Origin of the sequence: Streptomyces sp. A 4/2, from assembly GCF_940670765.1 — a bacterium.
In the GTDB taxonomy this organism is placed as follows: domain Bacteria; phylum Actinomycetota; class Actinomycetes; order Streptomycetales; family Streptomycetaceae; genus Streptomyces.
This window is the reverse complement of sequence record NZ_CALNVW010000070.1, coordinates 1-3,135: the sequence shown is the minus strand read 5'-3', so window position 1 is coordinate 3,135 and position 3,135 is coordinate 1. Positions and strand designations below refer to the sequence as shown.

Annotated in this window: 3 protein-coding genes; all 3 read right to left on the bottom strand. The window is 66.0% G+C overall.

Annotated elements, in window-relative coordinates; translation table 11 throughout:
• Nucleotides 1-216: 216 nt before the first annotated feature.
• Nucleotides 217-2,181 carry a DUF3732 domain-containing protein gene (locus NBY69_RS36935; protein WP_250306661.1) on the bottom strand — a complete coding sequence of 655 codons (1,965 nt, stop codon included), beginning with the start codon at nucleotides 2,179-2,181 and terminating at the stop codon, nucleotides 217-219.
• A gap of 4 nt (nucleotides 2,182-2,185) precedes the next feature.
• Nucleotides 2,186-2,662 (bottom strand): three component ABC system middle component, encoded by a 477-nt coding sequence (locus NBY69_RS36930; RefSeq protein ID WP_030075983.1) that lies wholly within the window; start codon nucleotides 2,660-2,662, stop codon nucleotides 2,186-2,188.
• The coding region (locus NBY69_RS36925; protein WP_374211387.1) for an ABC-three component system protein at nucleotides 2,655-3,135 on the bottom strand (481 nt) is incomplete at its 5' end. The genes NBY69_RS36930 and NBY69_RS36925, both read right to left, overlap by 8 nt.

Sequence of the window (3,135 nt, the reverse complement as noted above, 5' to 3'; positions counted from 1 at the left end):
TGTCGAGGCTCGGTGAACCTGCGCGGTGGCCATGCTCCTGACTTCGTTTTATGCAGTTCGGGTGAGCGGGTTTTTTGGCTGGGTGGCTCACTGAATCTGCGCAGGGTCGGGGTGGTCTATCCGCCTGACCTGTGGTGTTTCTGGCTGCGGGCGGGGCTGCGCAGGTTGGTTGAGTACTGCGCAGCTTCACTGATCCCCGGTATGTGGTGGCGGGGGCTACGGCGTGGGGTTGGTGTCGAGCCAGGTGGTGGGGATGAGTTTTTCGCCGCCGCGCCAGTTGTAGCGGACGGAGTCCTGGTACCAGGGGTGTGGCAGGTCGGCGTGGTCGCTGACAATGATCTGGAAGCCGGGGGACAGCTCGGTGACGACCTGGTGCATGAGCTGGAAGAGGCCGGTGACCGTCACGCGGTCTTCGTCGAGGGCGAGGTCTTCCAGCCTGCCTCGTGCCTTGGCCATGTCGGAGGGGTAATAGGGCTGGGTTGGCTGGTCGAGCATGAGGAAGCGGGGTACCGGCCGGCTGTTCGCGGTGAAGTACTGGTGGAGGGCGAGATGGGCGGCCAGGTGGTAGCCGACATGGTTCTTGCCACTGCCGATGCGGAGCAGTTCGGTGATGCCGTTCGGGGTGTCGGTGACGACGGTGAGCTTCTTCAGGTTCAGGCGGACCAGGCCGTCGCCGTGCTCGAGTCTCAGGAATTTGGCGTGGCTGCTCATCTTGCCGCTGATGTAGCCGAGGCTGTGGGCGAGCTTGTCGTCGATAGCTTCGCTGTCGAGCTGACCTTCGAGTCCTTGGACACGTTGCTGCGCGATGTCGACGTCGGCTTGCAGACGCTGGAGGTGCCCACGGCCTGTTGTGGTGCTGATCTGGCCCAGGTAGGCGCTGATCCTGCCGCGGGTGTAGGCCTGGGCCTCGGCTTGCCCCAAGAGGCCCGCCTGTTCTGAGCGTTGGCCAGCGACGATGCTGAGGGCACCTTCGACGCCACGGAGCTCTTCACGTAGTCGTATGGCTGTCTGCTCGATGTCACGCAGGGCCTGCTCGCGGCGGGGCTGTACCGCGCGCACGCTGTCGAGCTGGCCGCGGAGGTCCTCGAGTGTGGTGTGCATGTCGCCGACGGTGGGGTCGGGCTCGGCGAGCTCGTTTCCGCACAGGGGGCAGCTGTGTTCTCCGGGGAAGCCGTCGGGTACGAGGCTGAGTGCGGACAGGCGTGACATGCCGCGGGCGACGGCCCCGCTGTAGCCGGCAGCCTGGGACTCCAGGTCGTTCAGGAGCTGGCGCTCTTCTGCGAGGGACCGCAGCTGTCGGCGCAGAGCCGCGGACTGTTCGTTGAGGACAAGCTCCTGCCGACGCTGCTCTTCGTCTCCGTCGTGCCGGGCCGTCCGGAAGGAGGAGGCCTGCTGCAGTGCCTCGACGACTACGTCCCTGTCCGGGCTGTTGAAGGCGTCGTCGGCGAGGAGTCCGTGTACGCGGGCTTCGCCCAGGAGGGACTGCAGCTGTGATTCCACGTTTTGGTTTGCTTCTTGGGCGGCTTTGAGGCGGTTCTCCGCGCTGCGCAGGGCTCGTTTGGCCTGGAGGAGCTGCTGCTGGAGGGCTGCCTGGTCTTCCGGGACCGCGCCGAGGAAGTACGGGATCGTGGCCTTCAGGCTTTCGGGGATTTTGTTTTCGTTCTGGCGGTGGAACAGGATCCTCTTGGACGCGACCTCATCCTGGTTCTGCAGACAGAGCATGACTGCGTGACCGAGATTGGCGCTGAGAGGGGCGGCCAGGCTGCCGGCCGAGGGCTCACTGCGGGTGTCTCCGATACCGATCCGGCGTCCGATCTGCTGGCGCAGCTGGGTGGAGTCGGTGTTGATGCGCAGGTCCGCCAGCTCCGGGACACCAAGGTCGCTGCCGACCTCGAACATGGCGTTGGTGACGGACTTGGCCGTCGGACCAGGTGCCGGCCGTGCGGCGAGGATGCGGGTGTCGGCCAACTGCAGGATGACGGCGTACCAGGCGACGGTGGTGAAGATCGGGCTGACCGGGAGAGTGGCCTCGTCTCTGCCAAGGCAGTAGTCGACGATGTCGAGCAGTGCGCTTTTGCCTGTCTCGGAGGTGCCGGTGACGATGTTGAGTTCGCCGAGCCGGAAGTCCAGGACGCGCTTCTCGCCGCTCTTGCTGTAGAGGATGATCGACCGGATCTGCACCCGCTCAGGGTCTCACGCCCAACAGTGCAAATACGGTCGAAGGGTTTTCTGACTTGGCTGTCCAGCGGCCTATCAGCGAGGCGGCCTTGATGAGATCGGCGAGCTCACCGCCCGCACGAGACTGCGCCAGTGTGCCTTTGAGGCAGCCTTGTTCGATCGCGAGCATCTGGTGACGGAGACCGAAGCGCAAGCCCTCTCGTACCGCGGGAGCCAGGGAGGTGCCGCGTGAGGCAAGGCCGGCGACGAGTGCTGGGTGTTCTGCCACCCAGTTCGTCAGGTGGGTACGCGTAGAGGTGGGCAGTGCCCGCCGTGTGGGCCGGTGCAGGACCAGCGGGGCCAGGACGAATACCATCGGCCATGGCATCAGCCTGCCGGAGGCCTCCCGCTCGTAGTCGCGTGCCGCGGTGGCGGCGATGGCGGCTATGAGAGCGGGGTTGAGGAAGGCGGCGCTGGCCTGCGGCCTCCGCGTCCAGCTAGGCACGCGCGGCCCTGATCAGATTCTTCACCCGTTCCTCGAAGTCGGGATGCCATCCGATCCGGCCGAGGTCGGCCAGTTCGTGGTGCTTGCCGCGGGAGAAGAACGCCTCGTCGTACGCCTCACGGATCCGGACGCGGGTCTGGTCCAGGGTCTTGCGTAGCAGCGCCCTGCCGGCCTGTTCCTGGGCACGGTCGCCCGCGTCATCGCCCAGGTCATCGAGCATCCAGTCGAACTCCCGCTGCCATTCGTCGGAGAGGTCGTCTTCGAACCGGGCCAGCTCGTCGAGGTCAACCAGGTCGTCTTCGAGCCAGGCCACCGTCTGGGTGTAGGCACGGTAGTAGTCCACCATCGCCTTGCTCAGATGGCGGCCGGCGCCTACCCACCGCAGCTGGTGGACGAAGGGCGCCTCCGAAAGCTCGGCCTCGGCCTCTGCCGGGAAGTCATCACGTCCCACGAGCGTGGGCAGCCTGTCGGAG